This window comes from Nocardiopsis eucommiae (genome assembly GCF_965344335.1).
Classification (GTDB): domain Bacteria; phylum Actinomycetota; class Actinomycetes; order Streptosporangiales; family Streptosporangiaceae; genus Nocardiopsis; species Nocardiopsis eucommiae.
The window spans coordinates 1-19,864 of record NZ_CBDRIY010000029.1; the positions used below are offsets into that span (position 1 = coordinate 1).

Annotated in this window: 20 protein-coding genes and 1 pseudogene; 13 read left to right on the plus strand and 8 right to left on the minus strand. The window is 71.0% G+C overall.

Annotated features, from left to right (window positions below):
* Positions 1-426: 426 nt before the first annotated feature.
* Positions 427-1,953, plus strand: coding sequence for a DEAD/DEAH box helicase (locus ACRWK8_RS18380; protein WP_378735985.1), 1,527 nt, complete (start codon positions 427-429; stop codon positions 1,951-1,953).
* Between the two features lie 49 nt (positions 1,954-2,002).
* Here ACRWK8_RS18380 and ACRWK8_RS18385 read toward each other — a convergent pair whose 3' ends face one another.
* Positions 2,003-2,920 carry a DMT family transporter gene (locus ACRWK8_RS18385; RefSeq protein WP_378735983.1) on the minus strand — a complete coding sequence of 306 codons (918 nt, stop codon included), beginning with the start codon at positions 2,918-2,920 and terminating at the stop codon, positions 2,003-2,005.
* Positions 2,921-3,258: 338 nt separating this feature from the next.
* Between ACRWK8_RS18385 and ACRWK8_RS18390 the strand changes: the two genes are divergently transcribed.
* Both ACRWK8_RS18390 and ACRWK8_RS18395 read left to right on the plus strand, forming a co-directional pair.
* The gene (locus ACRWK8_RS18390) at positions 3,259-3,996 is read left to right on the plus strand and encodes a FadR/GntR family transcriptional regulator (protein WP_431871784.1); all 738 of its coding nucleotides are present in this window, start codon (positions 3,259-3,261) and stop codon (positions 3,994-3,996) included.
* Entirely contained in the window at positions 3,993-5,192 is a 1,200-nt protein-coding gene (locus ACRWK8_RS18395) for an MFS transporter (protein ID WP_378735979.1), read from the plus strand. Before ACRWK8_RS18390 ends, ACRWK8_RS18395 begins: the two co-directional genes overlap by 4 nt.
* A 158-nt stretch (positions 5,193-5,350) precedes the next feature.
* Here ACRWK8_RS18395 and ACRWK8_RS18400 read toward each other — a convergent pair whose 3' ends face one another.
* Positions 5,351-6,913, minus strand: coding sequence for an SLC13 family permease (locus ACRWK8_RS18400; RefSeq protein ID WP_431871787.1), 1,563 nt, complete (start codon positions 6,911-6,913; stop codon positions 5,351-5,353).
* A gap of 255 nt (positions 6,914-7,168) precedes the next feature.
* On the opposite strand from ACRWK8_RS18400, the gene ACRWK8_RS18405 reads away from it, so the two are divergent.
* Entirely contained in the window at positions 7,169-8,179 is a 1,011-nt protein-coding gene (locus tag ACRWK8_RS18405; RefSeq protein ID WP_431871789.1) for a TAXI family TRAP transporter solute-binding subunit, read from the plus strand.
* On the opposite strand, the gene ACRWK8_RS18410 is transcribed toward ACRWK8_RS18405, so the two are convergent.
* Both ACRWK8_RS18410 and ACRWK8_RS18415 read right to left on the minus strand, forming a co-directional pair.
* Positions 8,139-9,545 carry a sensor histidine kinase gene (locus ACRWK8_RS18410; protein ID WP_431871790.1) on the minus strand — a complete coding sequence of 469 codons (1,407 nt, stop codon included), beginning with the start codon at positions 9,543-9,545 and terminating at the stop codon, positions 8,139-8,141. The two genes, ACRWK8_RS18405 and ACRWK8_RS18410, sit on opposite strands and share 41 nt — an antisense overlap.
* Positions 9,546-9,548: 3 nt before the next feature.
* Positions 9,549-10,217: a response regulator transcription factor gene (locus tag ACRWK8_RS18415; protein WP_378735969.1), complete on the minus strand. Its 669-nt coding sequence runs from the start codon at positions 10,215-10,217 to the stop codon at positions 9,549-9,551.
* A 356-nt stretch (positions 10,218-10,573) separates the two neighbouring features.
* Between ACRWK8_RS18415 and ACRWK8_RS18420 the strand changes: the two genes are divergently transcribed.
* A complete protein-coding gene (locus ACRWK8_RS18420) occupies positions 10,574-11,344 on the plus strand; it encodes a YwqG family protein (protein ID WP_431871792.1) in 771 nt (256 codons plus the stop codon).
* A gap of 154 nt (positions 11,345-11,498) precedes the next feature.
* Here the strand turns inward: ACRWK8_RS18420 and ACRWK8_RS18425 are convergent, their stop codons facing one another.
* Positions 11,499-11,939 carry a DoxX family protein gene (locus tag ACRWK8_RS18425; protein WP_378735965.1) on the minus strand — a complete coding sequence of 147 codons (441 nt, stop codon included), beginning with the start codon at positions 11,937-11,939 and terminating at the stop codon, positions 11,499-11,501.
* 193 nt (positions 11,940-12,132) lie between these two features.
* A complete protein-coding gene (locus ACRWK8_RS18430; RefSeq protein ID WP_378735963.1) occupies positions 12,133-12,639 on the minus strand; it encodes a MarR family winged helix-turn-helix transcriptional regulator in 507 nt (168 codons plus the stop codon).
* Between the two features lie 85 nt (positions 12,640-12,724).
* Here ACRWK8_RS18430 and ACRWK8_RS18435 point away from each other — a divergent pair, with 85 nt between their 5' ends.
* The 3 genes from ACRWK8_RS18435 (at position 12,725) to ACRWK8_RS18445 (ending at position 14,629) form a co-directional block, all read left to right on the plus strand.
* A complete protein-coding gene (locus ACRWK8_RS18435; protein ID WP_378735961.1) occupies positions 12,725-13,504 on the plus strand; it encodes a dioxygenase family protein in 780 nt (259 codons plus the stop codon).
* A gap of 44 nt (positions 13,505-13,548) precedes the next feature.
* Positions 13,549-14,118 (plus strand): riboflavin biosynthesis intermediates N-glycosidase, encoded by a 570-nt coding sequence (gene ybiA, locus ACRWK8_RS18440; protein WP_431871795.1) that lies wholly within the window; start codon positions 13,549-13,551, stop codon positions 14,116-14,118.
* 271 nt (positions 14,119-14,389) lie between these two features.
* On the plus strand, positions 14,390-14,629 hold the full coding sequence (locus ACRWK8_RS18445) for a hypothetical protein (protein WP_378735957.1): 240 nt from the start codon (positions 14,390-14,392) through the stop codon (positions 14,627-14,629).
* A 51-nt stretch (positions 14,630-14,680) separates the two neighbouring features.
* On the opposite strand, the gene ACRWK8_RS18450 is transcribed toward ACRWK8_RS18445, so the two are convergent.
* Positions 14,681-15,259: a TetR/AcrR family transcriptional regulator gene (locus tag ACRWK8_RS18450; RefSeq protein WP_378735955.1), complete on the minus strand. Its 579-nt coding sequence runs from the start codon at positions 15,257-15,259 to the stop codon at positions 14,681-14,683.
* A gap of 130 nt (positions 15,260-15,389) precedes the next feature.
* Here ACRWK8_RS18450 and ACRWK8_RS18455 point away from each other — a divergent pair, with 130 nt between their 5' ends.
* From ACRWK8_RS18455 to ACRWK8_RS18465, 3 genes and pseudogenes are all read left to right on the plus strand, one after another.
* Positions 15,390-15,998 (plus strand): dihydrofolate reductase family protein, encoded by a 609-nt coding sequence (locus ACRWK8_RS18455; protein ID WP_378735953.1) that lies wholly within the window; start codon positions 15,390-15,392, stop codon positions 15,996-15,998.
* A gap of 305 nt (positions 15,999-16,303) precedes the next feature.
* A complete protein-coding gene (locus ACRWK8_RS18460) occupies positions 16,304-16,432 on the plus strand; it encodes a hypothetical protein (protein ID WP_378735951.1) in 129 nt (42 codons plus the stop codon).
* Positions 16,433-16,552: 120 nt separating this feature from the next.
* A pseudogene (locus ACRWK8_RS18465) lies at positions 16,553-17,214 on the plus strand (TetR/AcrR family transcriptional regulator).
* Positions 17,215-17,305: 91 nt separating this feature from the next.
* Here the strand turns inward: ACRWK8_RS18465 and ACRWK8_RS18470 are convergent.
* Positions 17,306-18,604 carry an Ig-like domain-containing protein gene (locus ACRWK8_RS18470; RefSeq protein WP_431871799.1) on the minus strand — a complete coding sequence of 433 codons (1,299 nt, stop codon included), beginning with the start codon at positions 18,602-18,604 and terminating at the stop codon, positions 17,306-17,308.
* Positions 18,605-18,946: 342 nt separating this feature from the next.
* Here ACRWK8_RS18470 and ACRWK8_RS18475 point away from each other — a divergent pair, with 342 nt between their 5' ends.
* Complete coding sequence (locus ACRWK8_RS18475; RefSeq protein ID WP_378735945.1) at positions 18,947-19,270, plus strand: DMT family transporter; 324 nt, start codon at positions 18,947-18,949, stop codon at positions 19,268-19,270.
* A 16-nt stretch (positions 19,271-19,286) separates the two neighbouring features.
* The gene (locus ACRWK8_RS18480) at positions 19,287-19,859 is read left to right on the plus strand and encodes a TetR/AcrR family transcriptional regulator (RefSeq protein ID WP_378735944.1); all 573 of its coding nucleotides are present in this window, start codon (positions 19,287-19,289) and stop codon (positions 19,857-19,859) included.
* Positions 19,860-19,864 lie beyond the last annotated feature (5 nt).

The following is a 19,864-nucleotide window of genomic DNA, read 5'->3' on the forward strand; positions in this document are numbered from 1 at the left end:
CCCCCCCCCCCCCCCCCCCCCCCCCCCCCCCCCCCCCCCCCCCCCCCCCCCCCCCCCCCCGGGGCCCTCCTTCGTACGGGTGCGCAGTGCCACAGGACGCGGTACCCGTGAGCTCGGGGGCCGTGTGCTAGGTTCGTGAGGTTGCAATCGTGGTGCCCGTGTTCTCGGGTGATCACCACAGTGACGGGAGAACGGAGGCGGTCCGCCCCCACGGGAGCGCGTCCCCGTCGTTTCTCCTGATTTCCCAGAGCCGGTCATCTGGCAGTCGTTCTCCGACAGGCACCGGTTCGTCCGCCACGACCCCCAGCGCTACGTGTGGGCGGCCGTGGATATCGAAGTATTTTCCCCCACGCATCTTCGGTGTCACTCACCGAAGCAGTGCTGTGGACTTCCGACCCGGCCTCTGTCGTCGGCGAAAGGTCATCTGTGAACCATCCCCGTACCAACGCACGTCGCGACCGCACCTCCAACGGCTCCCGTGGCGGCTCCGGCTCCTACGGCCGCCCCCGCCCCCGCCGTTCCTTCGACGGTCCGCGTCGTGGCGGCGGCGGCCAGGGCGGCCGCTCCGGCGGCGGCTCCCGCTTCTCCGGCGGCGAGTTCGCGCTGCCGACCACCGTCAACCCCGGGCTCGACCCGGTGGACGACTTCCAGGCCCTGGACATGCCCGCTCCGCTCAAGGAGACGCTGGCCCGCCAGGGGCTGACCACGCCCTCCACGATCCAGGCGGCCACGCTGCCGAACTCGCTGGCCCGTCGGGACGTCCTGGGCCGCAGCCAGACCGGCTCGGGCAAGACCCTCGCCTTCGGTCTGGCGCTGCTGGCCCGGCTGGACGGCCGCAAGGCCGAGGAGCGGCACCCGCTCGCCGTGGTGCTGGCGCCGACCCGCGAGCTCGCCCAGCAGGTCACCGACTCCCTCACGCCCTACGCCCGTTCGGTGCGGGTGCGCATGGCGACCGTGGTGGGCGGCATGCCCATCCACCGCCAGGCCCGCTCCCTGCGCCAGGGTGTCGAGCTGGTCGTGGCCACCCCCGGCCGTCTGCGCGACCTCATGGAGCGCGGCGACTGCGTCCTGGACCAGGTCGAGGCCGTGGTGCTCGACGAGGCCGACCAGATGACCGACATGGGCTTCATGCCGCAGGTCACCGCGATCCTGGAGCAGGTCCCGGCCGACGGCCAGCGCATGCTGTTCTCGGCCACCCTGGACCGGAACGTGGACCAGCTGGTCCGCCGCTTCCTCAACGACCCGGTGGTGCACTCGGTCGACCCGTCCGAGGGCGCGGTCTCGACCATGGAGCACCACGTCCTGCACGTGTCCCACGCGGACAAGCAGGCCACCGCCACGCACATCGCGGCTCGCGAGGGCCAGGTCATCATGTTCCTGGACACCAAGCACGCCGTGGACCGGATGGCGCAGCACCTGCTGGCCAGCGGCGTCCGGGCGGCACCGCTGCACGGCGGCCGTTCGCAGCCGCAGCGCACCCGCACCCTCAAGCAGTTCAAGGAGGGCACGGTCACCGCGCTGATCGCCACGAACGTCGCCGCGCGCGGCATCCACGTGGACGGCCTGGACCTGGTCGTGAACATCGACCCGCCCACCGACCACAAGGACTACCTGCACCGTGGCGGCCGTACCGCCCGCGCGGGCGAGTCCGGCAACGTGGTCACGCTCGTGACGCCCAACCAGCGCCGCGACATGAGCCGCCTGATGTACCGCGCGCGGATCGAGCCGCAGATCGCCCAGGTGCACGCCGAGGACCCGGAGCTGGCCCGCGTGACCGGCGCCCGCACCCCGTCCGGCGTCCCCGTGAGCCTGCCCGCCGAGCCGCGTCGGGAGAACCGTCAGCGCGGTCCGCGCGGCGGCCAGGGCGGCCCCCGCGGTGGCGGCGGCTACGGTGGTCCGCGCTCGGGTGGGTCCTCCCGCCCGCGCCGTCCGCGTCGCGCCCCGCAGGACTAGGTTCCGACCTCACGAAGCCCCGTCACGTCCGTGGCGGGGCTTCGTCGTGTCACCTGCGCGCGGACGACAGCGCCACCCCGGCCACGATGAGCACCGCGCAGACCGCCTGGGCTCCCGTGACGGGCTCCCCGATGGTCAGGTAGGCCAGGGCCGCCACGCAGACCGGCTGGAGGTAGTAGAGGACCCCGGCGCGGGTGGCGCCGATCATCTCCACGGACCTGTTCCAGAGGAAGAACGCCAGCGCGGAGGAGGCGGCCCCGATGTAGAGCAGGGCCGCGAGGTTCCCCGGTGCGGGGGTGAACCCGCCCTGCGTCGTCACGGAGACGATCTGCGCGGGGAGCAGCATGACCAGGCCGAAGAGGACCGTGGCGGCGAGGAAGACCACGGCGGGCAGCCCCTGGGGTTTGCGTCTGAGCAGCGCGGAGTACCCGGCGAAGGTGAACATGGCCGCGAGCATCCAGAGATCGCCGGTGGCGAGGTCCAGGGTGAGGAGCACCCCGACGTCGCCCTTGGTGATCAGGCCGACCACGGCCGCCAGGGCGACGGCCATGCCGGTGATCCGCAGCGGGGACGGGCGTTCCCCGCCGAGCGCCGCGAAGACCGCGATCGCCACCGGGGAGGCCGCCGCGATGAGCGCGAGGTTGGTGGCCGACGTGGTGTGGCCCGCGACGTAGATCAGGGTGTTGAAGAGCGTGACGCCGAGCAGGCTGACCAGCGCGATGTAGGGAGCGCGCTCCCGGATGGTCCGCCGGTGCTCCCACAGCCCCCTGGCCGCGAACGGCAGGAGGACGACCAGGGCGATCGCCCACCTCCAGAAGGCGGTCTGGACGGGCGGTATCTCCCCGGAGACGGCCCGGGCGATGACGAAGTTCCCGGACCAGATGAGGGTGGCGGCGGCGGCCAGGAGCGGACCCCACCACACGCCCCAGCGGGGGTCGGTCCGGTCCTCGGGCTCGGTACTGGTCACGGTGGTGGACACTCCTTCGGATCATCGGACGAACACGGCGCCGGGCGCGACCGCGACCGCCCCGGAGGGCTCGGGTGCGGAGGGGGCCGTCGAGCGGCGAGGGGGACGGACGGGCCGGGCCGGGGTCAGAGCCCTCGGTGCGGCGGGCGGTCCGGGCACTCGGTCGGGGCCCTGCGGGCGGGCGTCGTGCCGTCGGTTCCGAGTGCGGGCAGCACACAGACCTCCAAGGTGGAGAGTGGTGTGCGGCCGGGGCGATTGTCGCACACCCCTGATCCCGGGCGAAGGCCCCGGGGCGCCCTTGTGGGCGCGGACCCCGGGTCCCTAGACTCCCCGTGCAAATGTCGGACAACCAGGAGGCCGCCGTGACGCCCATGACCCAGCCCACCCGGGCCGAACCCCTGGTCGTGCAGGTCAGCAGGCAGTTCAGGGAACGTATCGCGGCCGGGGAGTGGGCCGTCCACAGCCGTATCCCCGGCGAGAAGCACCTCGCTGAGGAGCTCGGGGTCAGCCGGGGCACCGTCCGCGAGGCCCTGCGCGCCCTCACCGCCGCCGGTCTGCTGGAGCCCCGCGTGGGCGATGGCACCTACGTCCGGGCCAGCGACGAGCTCACCGGCCTGCTCGCCCAGGGCGGCGGCACCGACCTCGAACACGTCCTGGACGTCCGCGCCGTACTGGAGATCGCCGCCGCCGAACGCGCCGCCCGCAACCGCACCGACGCCCACCTGGACGCCATGCGCGAGGCGGTCGCCGCCCGTGCCGAGGCTGAGCGCGCCGACGACGTCGACGCCTACGTGGCCGCTGACTCGCGCTTCCACCGGGCCGTCGTGGAGGCCGCCGACAACCCGCTCCTCACCCGGCTCTACGACGCGCTCCGGGAGAACGTGGTGGAGTCCATCCGGCGCACCACCTCCCTGCCCGAGGTGCAGGGCCTCAACGACCTGCACGAGGGCCTGCTCGCGGCGGTCGAGGACGGCTCCCCCGAGCACGCCCGCGCCATCGCCACGGAGCTCGCGGACGAACTGGGGTTCATCAGCGCCGTCGTGGAAAACGAGACCCGGCCGGGCGGGGCCTCGTGACCGCCCCCGCCACCCGGGCCCGCACCCGCTCCTGGGCGCGCGCCGCCCTGGCCATGGGCTCGGTCCTGGTGATCGCCTCGTGCCTGCGCCCGGCCCTGACCTCGGTCGGTCCGGTCCTGGCGGCCGTCGGCACCACCACCGGGCTCTCCGACGGCGCCCTGGGGATGCTCACCGCGCTTCCCCTGCTCGGCTTCGCCCTCTTCTCCTCGATCGTCCACGGCCCCACGGCCCGGTGGGGCGTGGACCGCGTCGTCCTGGCCGCGCTGGCCCTCCTGGCCGCCGGGATCGTGGTCCGCTCGCTCCCGGCCCCGGCCACCCTGTGGCTGGGCACGGCGATGATCGGTGCCGCCGTGGCGTTCGGGAACGTGCTCGTCCCGGTGATCCTGCGGCGCGACCACCCGAGGCGGATCGCCCTGTTCACCGGGGTGTCCTCCTCGGTGATGACCGGGTTCGCCGCCCTGGGCGCCGGGCTGTCCGTGCCCCTCGCGGCGCTCGCGGGCGGGTGGCGGGCCTCGCTGGCCCTGTGGGCGGTCCCGGTGGTGCTCGCCCTGCTGGTGTGGGCGGCACGGGTCCGCTGGGTCCCCTCACCCGCGCCCGTCGCGGCCTCGGCCGGAGCCGACGAGCCCGTCGGCTCGGTCTGGCGTTCGTCCACCGCGTGGCTGGTCACCGCGTTCATGGGGCTCCAGTCCACGTCCTACTTCACCCTGATCAACTGGCTGCCGAGCGTGGAGGCCGCGCGCGGGGTGAGCGCGCAGACCGCGGGATGGCACCTGTTCGCGTTCCAGATCACCGGTGTGGTGGCCGGTCTGGCGATCACCGCCCTGATGGGCCGGCGCGCGGAGCAGCGTCCCGCCTGCCTGGCGGTGAGCCTGCTCATCGTGGTGGCCATGGCCGGTCTGCTGTGGGTCCCGGCCTGGGGGCCGCTGTGGATCATGCTGGCGGGCGCGGGGACGGGGAGCTCCATCGTGGTGGCGCTGTCCCTGATCGCCCTGCGCGGCCGCACCCAGGCGGAGACCACCCGGCTGTCCGGCATGGCGCAGTCCATGGGCTACCTGCTCGCCGCCTGCGGACCGATCGCGGCGGGTGTCCTCATCCAGCTCACCGGCGCCACGGACCTGGTCCTGGTCCTGGTGGGCGGCCTGGCACTGGTGCAGACGGGGGTCGCGCTCGGGGCGGGCAGGGACCGGGGGATCTGACCGACGAAGAGGAGCGCCCCTCCCGGACCCCGGTGAACGGTGACGGGGTCGGAAGGGGCGCTCCCGGGTGTTCCGGGACGGCTCCGGAAGAGGCGGAGGCACCGTCCCGGGGAAGGGGCCGCCCGCTCTCTGCTTCGGGCGGCCCGTGGCCTCGACGGCTACAGGGAGATCCCCAGAGCCCAGGTCATCAGGCCGTACATGGTGCCCAGGACCAGGAACAGGGCCACCAGGTTGAGCCAGAGGCCGCCCTTGATCATCTCGCCGATCTTGACGTAGCCCGAGCCGAACGCGATCGCGTTGGGCGGGGTGGCGACCGGCAGCATGAACGCCATGGTGGCGGCGAGCGCGACCGGGACCACGAGGGCGAGGACGTCCATGTCCATGCCCATCGCGACACCGCCCATGATCGGCAGGAAGGTGGCCGCGGTGGCCGTGTTGCTGGTGAGCTCGGTGAGGAAGAGGACCAGAGCCGTGACGGCCAGGATCAGCACCCAGACCGGCACACCCGACAGGAAGGACACCTGGCTGCCGACCCAGGCGCTCAGGCCGGTCGCGGTGAACTGCGCGGAGATGGCCAGACCGCCACCGAACAGCAGCAGGATGCCCCAGGGCAGCTTGACCGCGGTCTCCCAGTCCATCAGCTGCGTCTTGCGGTCCACGGGGATCAGGAAGAGCAGGACCGCGACGGTCATCGCGATACCGGCGTCGGTGACGCTGCCGAGCCACGGGGCGACGGAGGCGACGGGGCCCAGGTCCGCGATCATCGGGATGAAGATCCAGGAGAGCGCGGCGAAGGCGAAGACACCCAGGACCAGCTTCTCGCCCTTGGACATGGCGCCCATCTTGGCCAGCTCTTCACCGATGAGCTCCTGCGCGCCCTCGACCTTCCTGACGGCGGGCTTGAAGAGACGGGTCAGCACGAACCAGGCGATCAGCATGAACACGGCGGCCAGCGGCACACCGGCCATCATCCACTGGCCGAAGCCGATGTTGATGTCGTGGTTGTCCTTGAGGTAACCGACCATCAGGACGTTGGGCGGAGTACCGATGAGGGTCGCGACCGAACCGATCGACGACGAGTAGGCGATGCCCAGCATCAGCGCGGTGGCGAAGTTCGCGTCCGTGCGGCCGCCACGGAACTGGGTGATCAGCGCGATCACGGAGAGGCCGACCGGCAGCATCATCACGGCGGTGGCGGTGTTCGACACCCACATGGTGATGAACCCGGTCGCGATCATGAAGCCCGCGATGAGACCGACCGTGTTGGAGCCGACCTTCGAGACGATCGTCAGCGCGATGCGCTTGTGGAGGTTCCACTTCTGCATGGCCAGGGCCAGCATGAAGCCGCCCATGAACAGGAAGATCGTGTCGGAACCGTAGGAGGAGGCGACGTCACCGATCGCGGCGCCCTCGACCATCAGCGGGAAGAGCACCAGCGGCAGCAGCGAGGTCACCGGGATCGGCAGGGCCTCGGTGGCCCACCAGATCGCGATCCACGCGGTGATCGCGGCGACGACGGCACCGTTGACGGACAGGACCGCCTCGGTCTCACCGTCACCCAGCGGCAGCGGCATCTCCGGCATGGCGAGGAAGATCGCCAAACCGACCAGCGGACCGACGATGAGTCCGATCAGACGACCGCGGGTCATGCCCGACGAGGAGTCCTCCTCGCTCTGGACGGACGAACCGTCGGGGGCCTCGACGTCCTTCTGGACAGTCATGGGTACCTCCTCCATTGGGCCCCGACGCTGCGGAGTGCCCGTATTCGGAGGTGTGATCTGCGGATTGCCGCAGGATGACCTCCGAGTTACCTCTCAACTCCCCAGATGGTGAGCTCACACCGGCATGTGTGCAAAGTAACTCCCCATTTCTTGGGATTTCTCTGACATAGGACGACGTTGGGTGTGTGCCCTGGAACACGCGGTGAGGCGACGGCGGCCTCCCTGGCCGTACTCGACCCCGCCTAAGCTGCGGGTATGCGATCGACAGGACCGACCAGACGTGCAGTGATCCTGGGGAGCCTCGGAGCGCTCACCACCACGGTCGTGAGCGGTTGCACAAACGACCCCGCCCCGGGGATCGACCGGATCGTCGTCGCCACCGGCCCGCCCGGAGCCGTCTACCGGGAGATCGGAGGGGCCCTGGCACGGCTCCTCGACCAACGGCTGCCCGACCAGGAGGTCGAACCCGTCGAGACCGGAGCCTCCCACGACAACCTCACCCTGCTGGGCGCGGGCGAGGCCGACCTGGGTCTGGCCAACCTGGACTCGATCCTCGCGACCGACGTCGTCACGGAGGGCTCCACGATCCAGGCGGTGGGGCGGCTCTACGACAGCTTCGTGCACCTGGTCGTGCCCGCCGACTCCCCCGTGCGCTCGCTCTCCGACGTCGACGGCCTGCGGGTCTCCGTGGGCGCGGTCAACTCCGGCACCGAGTTCACCGCACGGCAGATCACGGAGGTCACGGGCGTACGCCCCGAGGCGGTCCGGATCAACCAGGCCAGCTCCGCCGAGGCGCTCGCCGCCGGGGAGATCGACGCCATGTTCTCCCTGACCGGACTGCCCACCCCGGCCATCGCGGACCTGGCGGACCAAATGCCGCTGCGCCTGATCGACCTCACCGGACCCGCCAACGAGATGGTCACCGTGTACCCGGAGTCCTACTTCCCTGCGACCATCCCCGCCACCACCTACACCGGGGTCCCGGCCTGTCCCACCATGTCCATCCCGAACCTGCTCCTGTGCCGGGAGGACCTGCCCGAACGGCTCGTGTACACGGTGACGGACACGGTCTACACCGGGGCGTCACGGCTGGCCGAGCAGCGCCCCGAGGCCGCGCAAATCAACGTGCGGACCGGTATCTCCACGGGGGTCGTGCCCCTGCACTCCGGAGCCGAACAGTGGTACCGGCACAACAAACCCGCGTCCGAAGCGGCGCTCCGCCCGGTCAGTCCTCCACCGACGGGGGCGGGGCCGAGGGCAGTGTGATCACCACGCCGAACCCGCGTCGGCCCCCGTCCGCGAGGCCGTCGCCCAGCCTGAGCTGACCTCCCGACTCACGGACCAGCTCCGCGACGATCGGCAGGCCCAGCCCGGTGCCCTCGGTGTTCTGCTGGGTCGGGGAGCGCCAGAAGCGGTCCAGGGCGGCCTCGCGCTCCTCCTTCGGCAGGCCCACACCGTTGTCCAGCACCCCGATCCGCACCTGCTCACCGTCCTCGGCGCGCACCTCGATCCGGGTTCCGCCGGAGAGCCGCAGCGCGTTGCTGACCAACTCGTCCAGGATGCTGCCCAGGCCGCCCGCCGGGGCGTGCGCCCACAGGAGGTCGGGCAGATCGGTGGTCACCTCGATCCCGCGCGACTCCCCGAGCGCGTTCCAGCGCGGCACCCGGGTGTCGACGAGTCCGGCGACCTCCACCACCTCGGAACCGGTCACGCTCTCCAGCCGGGTCGCGGCCAGGAGCGAGTTGAGCATGCGGTTCATGGCGGTGGCCTCGTCGATGGCGATCTCGTGCGCCTCGCGGGCCTCGGGCCCCCTCAGGTAGGGCGCCAGGTTCTCCACCGAGAGCCGCAGGCTGGCCAGGGGATTGCGAAGCTGGTGGGAGGCCTCGGAGACGAAGGAGCGCTGGCGTTCCAGGGCGCGGCGCACCACCCCCACCATGGTGTTGAAGGAGTCGGTGAGGCGGCGCAGCTCCGGCGGGCCGCTCTCAGCGTCCACGTGGACGTCGAGGTCACCCGAGGTCACCGCCGTGGTGGCGGCGTCCAGGCGGTGGATGGGTTGGAGGACCCAGCGCGAGAGCGGCAGCGACGCCGTCACCAGCAGGCCGAGGGGCACCACGCTGAACAGGACCATCCAGCCCCAGGTCGTGAGGATCCCGGCGCCCAGCACGTCGGTGGGTGAGACCAGCACCACCGCCCCGGCGACCTCGCTGTCACGGCCGATGGGTTCGGCGATGACCAGGGGGTCCGACCGCCAGGGCCACACCGTGGTCGGGGGCTCGGGGCGTTCGCCCGCCAGTGCCACCGTGATCACCGAACCCATGCCCACGTCCGCGACCAGTGCGCGCATCCGGTCGGTCTCACCTGAGCCCGCGATCACCTCCCCGTCCGGGGCGACCAGCACCACGGGGATGCCGTAGAGCTGTTCGTACCGGGACATCTCCTGGGTGAGGGCGTTGCTCCGCTCGGCCTGGAGGGCCGTCCCCGCCAGCGAGGCGAACCGGCCCGCGTCGCCCAGGCGGTCGACGTACACGGCCTGGGTCTGCTGTTGGGCGATGACCGTCGCTATGGGGACCAGGACCGCGCCGACCAGTACGAAGGCGACCGGGAGCAGGATGGTCAGGAGACGGCGGAGCACCGGTCAGACCTCGTCGAGCAGGTAGCCGACCCCGCGCACCGTGCGGATGCGCGGGGTGGGGCCGATCTTGGCGCGCAGGGACGCGATGTGGGTGTCGAGGGTGCGGGAGGAGGCCTCCCAGGCGGCGCCCCAGACCTGGTCGAGGATCTGGTCCCGGGCGACCACGCGCGGGGAGCGTTCCACCAGCAGACGCAGGAGGTCGAACTCCTTGCGGGTCAGCGGCAGGGGTTCGGCTCCCATGAGGGCCTCCCGGGAGTGGACGTCCAGGGTCAGCTTCCCGACCCGCAGCGGGGGGTCGGCCTGCTCGGGTTCGGCCCGCGCCGTCCGGGTGCGGCGCAGCACGGCGTCGATGCGCGCCAGGAGTTCGGCGACGCCGAAGGGCTTGACCACGTAGTCGTCGGCGCCCGCCCGCAGGCCCCGGACCCGGTCGCGTTCCTCGCCCCGGGCCGTGACGGCGATGATCGCGGTCTGCGGGCGTTCGCGGAGCTTGCGCAGGAGGTCGATCCCGTCGGCGTCGGGCAGGCCGAGGTCGAGCAGGACCACGTCCGCTGAGGGCGCCGAGAGGGCCCGTTCGGCGGTGGCCACCCGCTGTACGTCGAAGGAGGCTGCCCGGAGCGCGGTGACCAGCCCGCGCGCCACCCGGTCATCGTCCTCGACCACGAGAATACGCATGGCTAGCCATAGTAGGCAGAGACCGGGGTACTCGCCCCACCGGCACGCGTCCAGCCCTGCTCGGCCGCCCTCCGGGGACGGGCGGCAGCCGCCCCACCGGCACGTGCTCAGCCCCGCAGGTTCACCCGCCGAGGGACGTGCGGGATGGCCTCCCGGATCACCTGCGCCGGGCCCACGAAGGATCGGGTTTCCACAGCCTGTGGAAAAGACTCGACGGCGGAACGGTTCGGTCGCGGTCGACCGGAACGCGCCTCCGCAGCGGGGGTTCCCCAGCCTTCCACGGGCAGCGACCGGCGGGACCAGCGCTTTCCTCAGCGGTTCCGAAACTGTCGCTCCGCTGCGGCAGCATGTCCGGTATGCACAGCCCTCAGACCTACCGCGAAGCGGCCCGCGCCAAGGGTGTCCCCGAACACGCCATCGAACTGGCCCTCAGTCTCGCCCTCCCCCAGGCCGAGCTCACCGGGACGGACGAGGACGGCGGCATCCTGGTCGGGCGGTACGGCGGCCTCCCCTCACTCCCCGAGGGCGTCGAGTGGAACAGCGGCCTGGACTTCGTCGCGAGCGTCGACTGCGCCGCCCTGCCCCCGGACGCCTGCAACCTCCCCCTGCCACGCGACGGCCACCTGCTGTTCTTCGCCGCCCGGACCGACCCCGACGGGTTAGCGCTGATGGAGAACTCCCGCTCCGTGATCCACGTTCCGGCGGGTGCGCCCACCACCGAGCGGCCGGTCCCCGACGACCAGGAGTACTTCCCCGCCCTCGACCAGCACCCCCTCTACGCCCGGACCTTCCCGAGCCTCCCGTCGAGCGCCGACGACGCCGTCCTTCTCCACCCGGAGATCAGCGACCTCTACTTCGAGCACGATCTGGAGTACCTCGACCAGAGATCCCGTCAATGGGAAGTCAGCCTGTACCTGGGCGGATACGCCTACTCGCCGCAGGACCCGCCCATCATGGGCTCCTCCCCCGAGGACGAGAAGGGGGGCTGGGTACTGCTGGCCCAGGCCCAGTTGGACATGCCCGACGACCCGGGCTTCACCGCGTGCGTGTTCTGGATCATCCAGCGCGACGAGCTCGCGGCGGGGAACTTCGCGGCGGCGGGGCTGGTGTCGATCTCCTACCACTGACGTGCCGGGTCGGGGGTCTCCCGCGCGGGGACCCCGGACAGCACGAACGGCCGCCCAGCACCGGTGTGGACGGCCGCGTCAGCGGTGCGAGTCCGGACAGGGGGTGAGATCACGGGCCCCTGGTCAGGACGGACGCCGAATCAGTCCGTGCGCTTCATGCCGACACGGACTCCTCGGTTCCGCGCGCCTGGCGGACGCGGCCCCAGGGCAGGAGTCGGTCCACCGCGTGGCGACCTCCCGAGAACCCGAGAGCCAGGGCGGCGACGCCGAGCACGAGCACCAGCTCGTATCCGCCGACCAGCGGAGTACCGACGTGGGCGAAGACGTACGCGCCCACCATCATGAGGGCGAGGGACAGGCCCGCGAGCGGCAGCGCGAAGCCGACGACGAGCGCCACACCGGCACCCACCTCGACGATCACGGCGACGAGGACGGACAGGGTCGGGAAGGGCACGCCCATGGCCGCGAAGCCCTGGGTGGCGCCTCCCAGGTCAACGGCCTTCTGGAGCCCGTGGAGGATGAACAGCCCCCCGATCACGGCCCTGGCGAGCAGGGCGACGAGATCGCCGGCCCTGCTTCTGATCGATTCGTTCATGGTGTTCCTGTTCTGTGAGCGGGTATCCCGGAGTGGGCGGCCACCTCGTTGCACAGACTGCAACACTTGAGGCCACAACCTTTTCCCGGGAAGCAGCATGGTAGTACGTATCCGGCCGAACACATAGCGTCCCGGGAAACGGGTTCGACGGAACCACCATCCACCCAGGTCAGGACAGGGAACAGAACTCCACTCAGTCCCGGGTGCCGATCCCGTCAGGGTCGGGGTACCGGGGCTCCTCGCCCTGGGGGTCGAGCACGGACAGCATGGACTCGGAGATCTCCCGCAGCTGCCCCACCTGCTCGGGGCTGAGCGTGTCGAACAGGACCCGCCGCACCTCGTGCACGTGCCCCGGAGCCGCGTCCTCCAGCGCCTTCATCCCGACGGGCGTGATCTCCACGATCACGGTGCGCCGGTCCTCCGGCCGCTTGTGGCGGTGGATCATCCCGTCGCCCTCCAGCCGCGCGGCGGCGTGCGAGAGCCGACTCGGCGACGAGCGCAGCAGGCGGGCCAGCCGCGTCATCGTCAGCTCACGCCCCGGCGCCTCCGACAGCATGGCCAGGATCTGGTAGTACGCGTGCGGCAGCCCGGCGTCGTGCCTGAGCTGGCGGTCCAGTGCGCCGTCGAGCAGGTTGACGGCCATCAGGAAGGCACGCCACGTGTTCTGCTCGCCGTCGTCGAGCCAGCGTGTCTCGGCCATCGGTCCTGTGCCCCCTGAAATACTTGAGCGTTCAATTGTGTTTCTACCGGACACGGACCATCACCCCGAACCCGGAGGCGCCGCCATGGCGACACGCATGCCCACGCTGTACCTGAGCCACGGCGCACCACCCCTGGCCGACGACACCGAGTGGACCCGCCAGCTGGCCGACTGGTCTGGTGACCTCGTCCGCCCGAAGGCGATCCTCGTCGTCTCCGCGCACTGGGAGGACGCACCGCTCACCATCGGCGCGACCACGGACGACACCCCTCTGACCTACGACTTCTGGGGTTTCCCGCAACGCTACTACGACGTGACCTACGCCGCCCCGGGTGCTCCGGCACTCGCGGAGCGCGTCCGCGAACTCACCACTGGTCCAGGTGAGACCCTCCACCAGGACCCCACCCGCGGCCTCGACCACGGCGCCTACGTACCGCTGAAGGAGATGTACCCGGAAGCCGACATCCCGGTCCTCCAGGTTTCCATGCCCACGCTCGACCCGGCACGCCTCCTCGAACTCGGGCGCCGCCTCGCGCCCCTGCGCGACGAGGGCGTACTGATCATGGGCAGCGGTTTCACCACCCACAACCTCCGGGAGATGTCCCGGCGGACCCACGGGGACGCGCCCTCCTGGTCGGTCGAGTTCGACGACTGGACCCACCGGGCCGTCCTGGACCACGACGTCGACGCGCTCCTGGACTTCCGGCACAAGGCCCCGGCCGCGGCCCTCGCCCACCCGCGCAGCGACCACTTCGCGCCCCTGTTCGTCGCGCTCGGCGCGGGACTGGAGGACCACCGGACCGCCACGTCCACGGTGGACGGCTTCTGGCACGGGCTGGCCAAGCGGTCGTTCCAGTTCGACTGATCGGCACCCGCCGGAACGTCGGCGGATGCTGGCAGACTGCCGCCATGGACGAAGAGCACCACCCCGCCGACGCGAGGTCCGTGGCAGACCTGCTCCGAGTCGAGGGCCGCGTCAGGTACCTGCACTTCTGGGGGCACCAGCCGCCGCCCAGCGGGGTGTCGTCGAGCTGCCTCTCCCAGTGGTGGCCCGCCGACTTCACCGTGGACGGAACCACCTACCGCACCGCCGAGCACTACATGATGGCCGGGAAGGCGCGGCTCTTCGGGGACCCCGAGGCCGCCGACCGGATCGTGGCGGCCGGACACCCGCGCGACGCCAAGGTGATCGGCCGCCAGGTCCGCGGCTTCGACCAGGAGGTCTGGGAACGGGAGCGCTTCGAGATCGTCGTCCAGGGGAGTGTCGCCAAGTTCGGCCAGCACGAGGACCTGCGCGCGTTCCTGCTCGGCACCGGGCGGCGCGTGCTGGTCGAGGCCAGCCCCCGCGACCGGATCTGGGGCATCGGCCTGGGCCGCTCCCACGAGAACGCCGAGCGCCCCCGCTTCTGGCGCGGTCGCAACCTGTTGGGTTTCGCCCTCATGGAGGCCAGGGCCAGGCTCTCCAAGGAGACCGGCTGAACGAGGGAGACCGTTCTCCCCGATTTCACTTCGGATTCCCCTGTTCACGCTGTGTGGTCGCACCGGCGGGAGTAGAGTCCGAACACGCGGACAGCACGGTGCCCCGGCACCCGCGCCTGTTTCCCGCCCTTGGCCCCGCGCCGACACCCTCGGCTCGACCTCGCGGACCACCCCGGGGTCCCGCCGTTCCCGGGAGACAGATCCTCCAGCTTCGAGCGCGCGTTCCGGACTCCACCGTCCTCACCTTCAGGACGACACTCAGGGGACTCCCATGGCCTACTACCGCATCCAGCTGAACGACGGTTCCTCCCGCACCCTCCAGGCGGTGCGCCTACGCACCGACGCGAGCAGCCTCTACCTGGAGGAGCGCGCGGCCGGCGACTGGCGGCAGGTGTTCAGCAACCCGATCGGGGAGGTGAGCCGCGTCCAGCGCCGGTTCACCGAGAACGACGGCACGTGGACCTGGCTGCCCGAGCGCCTGCCCGCCCCGATCGGCGTCCGCGCCTGGTGATCCGCCTCCGGCGCGGGGCGTGGCGGCCCCGCGCCCGTCGGGCTGCGGGCCTCAGCCCTCCAGGGTGAGCTGGTCCACGACCAGATCCACCAGCCCCTCCAGGCTTCCCTCGGCCGCCAGCACTCCGGGCAGTGTCAGGTGCTCGGTGACCAGCCAGTTCAGCGCCAGGTACAGGACCACCACCGTCCTCCGGCCGCCGGGCATGCCGCTCTGCTCGTGGAAGGCGATGTTGGCGTCCAGGTCGGCGCGGACCCGGGCGGTGAGGTCGGCGCGCAACTCCGGGCGGCGGGTGGCCTCCAGCTGGAGTTCGAGCGTGGCCAGGTACACGTTGGGGTCCGCGGCCATACGCGTGACCGTGGCGCGCATGACCTCCGCGACCTTGGCCCGGGTCCGGGGGCCCTCCAGCACGTTGGCCCACTCCTCCTGTTCGGGCATGAACCGCTCGTAGGTGCGGACACTGGTCTGGGCGAGCAGGTCCTCACGGCTGGTGAAGTAGTTGGAGGCCGTGCCGACGGGCACACCCGCGCGGGTGTCCACGGCGCGGTAGGTGAGCCCCCGCGCGCCCTCCTCAGCGAGCGCGTCGATGGCGGCGTCGAGCAGCGCGGCACGCCGTTCAGGGTTCCTGACCATGCGTTCTTCCCTTCGTGTGCGGAAATCTCGTGCGACCGCTTGGCAAACCACTATGTGTGAAGTACTTTAATCGAAGTACTTCAAGCTTAGTGGTTAATCGGCCGCAGGAGTACCCCTTCCCAGGAGACACATGCGAACCCTCACCTACTTCGTCGCGGTATCGATCGACGGCTACGCCTGCGGCCCCGACAACTCGTACGACTTCTACGAGGCCCCCGACCCGGGCGGCGAGCTCGGAGACAACGGCCGGTTCCACGTCGACGAGTACCCCGAACTCCTTCCCACCGTGGCGCGCGCCGCGCTGGGGCTGGACGTTCCCAACAAGCACTTCGACACCATGCTCCAGGGCCGCGGCTCCTACCAGGTCGCCCTGGACGAGGGCGTGACGAGCCCCTACGACCACATGCGCCAGATCGTCTTCTCCCGCAGCCTGCCCACCGACATCGACCCCAACGTCACCGTCGTGGCCACGGACCCGTTGGAGACCGTCCGCGAACTCAAGAAGGAGGAGGGTCCCCTGGGGATCGTCATCGTCGGCGGCCCGATCATGGCCGGATACCTGCTCCCGGAGATCGACGAACTCATGATCAAGCGCTACCCCGTCGTCGCCGGTCACGGCCGCCCCCTCTTCGAGGGGGCCGCCTTCGATCCCGCCCGCTTCGAGCGGCTGAGCAGCACCACCTTCGAGGGCGGCGCCGACTACACGCTCTTCCGTCGCCGCGTCTCCAGTGCGACGTGAACCGGGTGCCGGCACCGACCGGCCGCCGACACGACGGGGCGGGGCGGGGCACGGAACGGCTCAGCGAGATCAGCGGCCACCGGTAGTCTGTCCCCGCCCCGATCCCCCTCCCCCCTGAGGCCTCGTGTCGCATCCCCGGCTCCCGCGCACCCTCGGCTCCGTCCTGTGGTTCCCCCTGGCCCACTACGCCCGTCACCCGTTCGTCCTGTTGGCGACCACCGCCCTCCCCCTGGTCCCCGGCCAGCTGCTCGGCGCGTACGTCAGCCTGCGCCGGACCCCTCGCCCCTCGGGACCTCCCGATCCACATGAGCGCCGCGAACCCCTCGGGGTACGCGCCCGTGCGCATCCTGTCCGTGGACGGAGCACGGCCCGAACTGCTCATGGGACGTCAGCTGATCACCTGCGCCGACCCGCTCTGCGGCCTTCCGGTCTGAGCCCGAACGACCCCGGGAGAGGCGGAACCGCCGGGGGCCGTGGATAGCGTGGGGAACGGTCGAGCACCTCCGGTGTCCGGTCCGGAGTACCCGAGCGGTACGAGGAAGTGGAGAACAGGCATGAGCGAGACGACCCCCACGCGGACGCGTTCGGAGGAGGAGCGGGCGCCGGAAGGCGTACCCCGTCGGCGGGTGAACCGGCGCGAACGGATCCTGCGCACCGCCGCCGAGGTCTTCGCCACGCAGGGCTTCCACAACACCTCGCTGGCGGACATCGCGGCGATGCTCGACATGACCCCGCCGGGGTGCTGCACCACTTCGGTTCCAAGACCGACCTGCTCACGGCCGTCCTGGAGCTACGCGACACCAACGACCCGGCGCCCGAGGGCAGCGGCATGCTCGACCACCTGGTCACCACCGCCCGCCGTAACGCCGAACGCCCGGGTACCACCCGGCTGTACGCGGTGCTCTCCGCCGAGAGCGCCACCGCCGAACACCCCGCCCAGGAGTGGTTCCGGGAACGCTACTCCGTGCTGCGCGAGGAGGCGGAGGCGGCGGTCCTGGACCGGATCGGCCCCGAGCACCGGAAGGCCGCGAGCACGCCGGGCCCGCACGGCCACACCCCCGCTCGGGCGGCGGCCACCGCGGTACTCGCCGCCATGGACGGACTCCAGGTGCAGTGGCTGCTGGACCCGGAGGCGGTGGACATGGCCGCCGTCACCGAGCTGGTGGTGGAGGCCGTCGTCGCCCGGCTCACCCACCACGAGGCCGCCGGGCGCTGAGCACCCCCGGACGGCGCGAGGGGCGCCACGGTGCCGTTCGCACCCTGACGCCCCTGGACGTGACTACCGGCGCCTCCGGACCGGATCCGGACTACAGGTCCTCGCCGTGCACGGAGCCGGGGGTCCCGTCGGTGGTCGACTGCGGTTCGGCGGTCTCGCTGCCCTCGAGCCACTCGTCCCAGGACTTCTGCCAGTAGCCCCAGCCGTTGTCCCACTCGAACTCGCGGTCGGTGCCGGTCGTGTCGAGGATGTCGCCCATGAGGGTGTTGTTGAAGAACCACTGGGCGTCGTCCATCCGCAGGTTGGTGCAACCGTTGGAGGTGTTGGCCGAGCCGATGGCGCTGTTGTAGGACGCCTCGTGCACGAACTCGCCGCTGTTGGAGGTACGGACCGCGTACTGCACGTCCACCAGGTACGAGCCGGGGGCGTCCTCGGGGATGCCCACGGTCGCGGAGTCCATGGTGAGCTGCTCGTAGCGCTCCATCATCACGTGGGTGCCGGTCGTGGTGGTGTCGAAGCGACGGTTGGCCGCCCCGTTGCTCACCTCGATGACGCGTTCCTCTTCGCCGTCGATCTCGATGATCATCTCGTGGTCCGGCACGTGCATGGTCGCGATCAGCTCACGGCCGATCTCGAAGTCGATCTGGTAGTTGCGCACCCCGAAGACACCCTCGGACGCCTCGACGCCCGCGAGGTTCAGGTCCACGGTGACGTTCTGGTACGGCTCCCAGTACTCCTCGGGCCGGAAGACCGCCATCTGGTCGGTGACCCAGTTCCAGGCGCCGACGGTCTCCTGCTCGGCCACCACGTTCATGGAGTTCTCGACCTGCGCCTTGTTGGTGACGGGCAGGTCGAAGTTGATCACGACGGGCATGCCGACACCGACGGTGTCGCCGGAGCTGGGGAAGTTGGAGACGAGTTCGAGGCGCTGGCCGGGGGCGGCCTCCTGGGTGGTGAACTCGGTGGTGAACTCGGTCTCCTCACCGGCCTCGTTCGCCGCCGTGGCGGTCACCACGATCTCCGAGCCGGGGCGCAGGTTCCAGTCGCTGACCCACTCCGTCTCGTCCTCGTTGAGAGTGCCGGTCATGGCGTAGAGGTCGCCGTCACCGTCACCTTCGCCCTCGGCCGCCGCCTCGTCGACCACGACCTGGTCGACCCTGACGTCGGTGATGACTCCGCTCGACGCGTTGACCCGGATGGGGGTGTTGGGCGCGATCTCCTCGCCGCCGGCCTCCGGAGTGATGCTCAGCTCGGCCGGTTCGGCGTCGGCGGGATCGGCGTTGCTCTGCGTCTCGGCGTCACCGGACGTACAGGCGGTCGCTGCGAGAGCGAGCGCCACCAGACCGATGCCGAACCGACGCGTCACCGCCGGGTGGGACTTCCCCGTCACGTCTGGACCTCCATAGCTGAAACTCGAACCCGACCTACTGCTCTGAGTAAGACGCTCCGGCACGGAAAAGGTTCTGAACTCGTGCGCATCGGTATAGAGCGGTTATCCGGAACGGCCCACCTGCCGCGCCCGGAACGGCTGAGAATACACCCCGGGGGTACGGGGCCGGACCACCGGGGGGTGGGGTTTGCGGCCGTCCGGAAGGGCGTCTCCGCTTGCCCTGACCATCATGCCCGACATAGAATCTTGTTCACTCGCTCAGGTTGTTTCTCCCGAGAAACCTGTTCGATCGGCCAACTTATTCGGGGTCACTCCGACCCCTCCCGTGACAAGGGGAAACACATGCCCTGGTTCTGGCTCGCCGGAGCGATCGTCCTGGAAGTCTTCGCCACCACCTCCCTGAAACTCTCCGAGGGGTTCACCCGGCTCCTGCCCTCGATCTTCGTGGTCGTGGGCTACGTCGGCGCGTTCTACATGCTCTCCCAGACCCTCAACCGGGGCATGCCGCTCGGGGTCGCGTACGGGGTGTGGGCCGCGCTGGGGGTGGCCCTCCTCGCCGTGATCGGGGTGGTCTTCCTCGGGGAGTCCCTGACCTGGATCCAGGTGGGCGGCATCGCGATGGTCATCGCCGGGGTCATGGCCCTGGAGATGGGAGGACAGCACTGACCGGCAAAATGGTGGCGTGAGTACCAAGCCGGAGGACCCGGAGAACATCAGCGACGGCCGCCGACGCAAGGGCGAGCTGCGGCGTCGGCTGCTCCTGGACGCCACCATGAACGTCATCACGCGGGACGGTGTCGCCGCCGTCAGCCAGCGGCGGGTGGCGGCCGAGGCAGGGGTCCCGCCCAGCACCGTCACCTACTACTACTCCTGCGTGGACGACCTCCTGGTCGCCGCCCTCACCAGGGTGAACGACTCCTACGTCGAGCACATGGACACCCTCCCCGACGACCCCGCCGAGGCGCTGCGCGGCTTCGCCGTCCTCATCGCGGAGGGCACCGGCACCGACCGCACGCACGCCCTCGCCGAGATGGAGCTGTTTCTCCTCGCCGCCCGCCGTCCCGCCCTGCGGGAGCAGACCGACCGCTGGACGGCTGCGGTGGACGCCTTCCTCGTGCCCTACCTCCCCGATCCCGAGGTCAGGGCCGGGGTGGCCGCGGCGGCCAACGGCTACTTCCTGTGCTGTTGCACCACCAGCCCGCCGCCCGACGCCGACGAGGTGCACCGGGTGCTGCGCCGCCTCATCACCGGCTGACCTCC

Excerpts from the sequence above, each read along its gene's own strand:
- ACRWK8_RS18390 (WP_431871784.1), top strand. The coding sequence starts at position 3,259 with ATGTCGGACAACCAGGAGGCCGCCGTGACGCCCATGACCCAGCCCACC.
- ACRWK8_RS18400 (WP_431871787.1), bottom strand. The coding sequence starts at position 6,913 with ATGACTGTCCAGAAGGACGTCGAGGCCCCCGACGGTTCGTCCGTCCAG.
- ACRWK8_RS18405 (WP_431871789.1), top strand. The coding sequence starts at position 7,169 with ATGCGATCGACAGGACCGACCAGACGTGCAGTGATCCTGGGGAGCCTC.
- ACRWK8_RS18415 (WP_378735969.1), bottom strand. The coding sequence starts at position 10,217 with ATGCGTATTCTCGTGGTCGAGGACGATGACCGGGTGGCGCGCGGGCTG.
- ACRWK8_RS18420 (WP_431871792.1), top strand. The coding sequence starts at position 10,574 with ATGCACAGCCCTCAGACCTACCGCGAAGCGGCCCGCGCCAAGGGTGTC.
- ACRWK8_RS18425 (WP_378735965.1), bottom strand. The coding sequence starts at position 11,939 with ATGAACGAATCGATCAGAAGCAGGGCCGGCGATCTCGTCGCCCTGCTC.
- ACRWK8_RS18430 (WP_378735963.1), bottom strand. The coding sequence starts at position 12,639 with ATGGCCGAGACACGCTGGCTCGACGACGGCGAGCAGAACACGTGGCGT.
- ACRWK8_RS18435 (WP_378735961.1), top strand. The coding sequence starts at position 12,725 with ATGGCGACACGCATGCCCACGCTGTACCTGAGCCACGGCGCACCACCC.
- ybiA (WP_431871795.1), top strand. The coding sequence starts at position 13,549 with ATGGACGAAGAGCACCACCCCGCCGACGCGAGGTCCGTGGCAGACCTG.
- ACRWK8_RS18445 (WP_378735957.1), top strand. The coding sequence starts at position 14,390 with ATGGCCTACTACCGCATCCAGCTGAACGACGGTTCCTCCCGCACCCTC.
- ACRWK8_RS18450 (WP_378735955.1), bottom strand. The coding sequence starts at position 15,259 with ATGGTCAGGAACCCTGAACGGCGTGCCGCGCTGCTCGACGCCGCCATC.
- ACRWK8_RS18455 (WP_378735953.1), top strand. The coding sequence starts at position 15,390 with ATGCGAACCCTCACCTACTTCGTCGCGGTATCGATCGACGGCTACGCC.
- ACRWK8_RS18460 (WP_378735951.1), top strand. The coding sequence starts at position 16,304 with ATGAGCGCCGCGAACCCCTCGGGGTACGCGCCCGTGCGCATCCTGTCC.
- ACRWK8_RS18475 (WP_378735945.1), top strand. The coding sequence starts at position 18,947 with ATGCCCTGGTTCTGGCTCGCCGGAGCGATCGTCCTGGAAGTCTTCGCC.